Here is a 1882-nt window from a genome sequence, read left to right on the forward strand (position 1 = left end):
ACCGCCGACTTGCTGGTGACGATCACCGGTATACTGTCGGCCAGAGTCATAGATTTGCTAGGGGGCGCACCGTCCTTAGGGCAGCAGGAGGGCTCTCATTACTAATGGTTATAGCAGGTCACCTCAAAAAGAATTCCGCCCAGAGCCTTGAAATACAGGGTGTAACCACCCCTTATCATTCTAGGCTCATTTTCCGATGCAATGCCGGCTGCCGCAAGTTTCGTATAGAACTGATCGATCTCGATCATCGTTTCGACATAGAACCCTAGTTACACATAAATTCAAATGGTTAAGTTTCATTTTGATGATCTCCTCTCAGTAAAATCCTATTTTCTTATAACACTCAAAGGCTGGCTTCCTTGACGAGCGGATCGTGATTGGCGATAACCGCTATGCAATCATCTCTTTGAGAAAATTCACGAATCCATTGTAAAGATTGGGATGCCATTTCGTCATCGCTTGTGTAACCGGGCAGAACCATCTCACTCCACGATATCGCGGAATAGGCAGCATCGGAGACGAGCAGTACCCAACCGTCCTGAACGCGCACAAGAACGGAGATCAACCCATCTGTATGGCCGGGAGTCAGGATGAAGTAAATGCTTTCGTCGCCGTACAAGTCTTTCCCCAGTTTTAGGGGGCCGAATGGAATCGGATCAAGGGAAAAGGGGTGAATCGTGACCCCCTGACACTTGGCCTTTTGATGGGCTTTAGCAGCATTCCATTCGGGCTCGCTAACGATGAAAGATTGTGCTCCTTTAAGATGATGAATGCCGCTGATATGATCGACATCCATGTGACTTATCAAAACATATCTGAGCTGCTGAACCGGTTTGTTCCTTGCTTCCAATTGTTCTCGAATGGATTGTCCCGGGGGCAAACGAGGATGGCAAATCTTAAAAGCGTAGGGTCCAATTGCCGTCTCAGGCTCGGAACGAACCGCTTCGCTCCAACCTGCATCAACGAGAATATCTCCCTTTGGGTGTTCAATCAAATAGCAAGAAACAGGGAGCAGGAGTTGGTCTTTTTCCGCTCTTGATCCTACTGGTGGAACATCCGTTAGTTCCGCTGTTTTAAAAGCTAATCGTTGATCGACCTTTACAGATCCACAGTGTAAAATATGCAATTTAGCGAACACATTCACAGCAAGTCACCTCCTAATCTAATGGTGTTAGATTATAATAATGCGGTATACTTGTCAAGTAAAAGAGGTGAGAGCATTGGCTTGACCGAGTTCGAAACATTGAAGCCGCCCTTCTGTTATTGGACGAGATTGGCCTGAAAGAATTAAGTATGAGGAAAATAGCGGACAAATTGCGGGTAAAAACGGCATCCCTATATTATCATGTCAAAAACAAAGAAGAATTGATGCAGCTACTTACAGACCGGATATACATGCTGAAAAATCACATACAAGGCTTTGTAGCCGAAGAGGTTCAACTACAGGCAAAAGCAAGGAACCATCATTCTTCATACGAGGAAATGGGTGAGCAGTATGACCAATTCTATCGTCAACTACCTGAAGAACGATTTCCGAATATGATTCACCAAGCTTCCTATACCACAAAAACCAATTGGGAGAATGAATTTCATATTGGATTGAGTGTATTAATAGACGGGTTTTCAGCCAAACTCATGCGAGGAAAAGCGAGAGAACCGTATCTTATAAAGCTAGATCATTGCGCTAACGCAGAACGATAGTTCAACACAAAACGGCTGCGGCGGGGCAGCCGTCATTGCGCTAACGGGCAGGAAAATGCAGTCTATAATTGTATTACTTCAAAAAGTAAATTATCTACACGAGGATCATCGGAATACAATGATAAGAACAAACATCGACTTCATTGCGCTGACGGAGAACGATAGTGGAGGAGCTTGCTTT

General features: G+C 45.0%; 2 protein-coding genes. One reads left to right on the forward strand and one right to left on the reverse strand.

Going from position 1 to position 1882, the window contains the following annotated elements; translation table 11 throughout:
• Window positions 1–343: 343 nt before the first annotated feature.
• Window positions 344–1144, reverse strand: a complete 801-nt coding sequence (locus tag GC098_RS07270; RefSeq protein WP_171642389.1) for an N-acyl homoserine lactonase family protein — start codon at window positions 1142–1144, stop codon at window positions 344–346.
• Between the two features lie 98 nt (window positions 1145–1242).
• On the opposite strand from GC098_RS07270, the gene GC098_RS07275 reads away from it, so the two are divergent.
• Window positions 1243–1701, forward strand: coding sequence for a TetR family transcriptional regulator (locus GC098_RS07275; protein WP_312880011.1), 459 nt, complete (start codon window positions 1243–1245; stop codon window positions 1699–1701).
• The last annotated feature ends 181 nt before the right edge of the window (window positions 1702–1882 follow it).

It is taken from the genome of Paenibacillus phytorum, assembly GCF_013141715.1.
Lineage (GTDB): Bacteria > Bacillota > Bacilli > Paenibacillales > NBRC-103111 > Paenibacillus_E > Paenibacillus_E phytorum.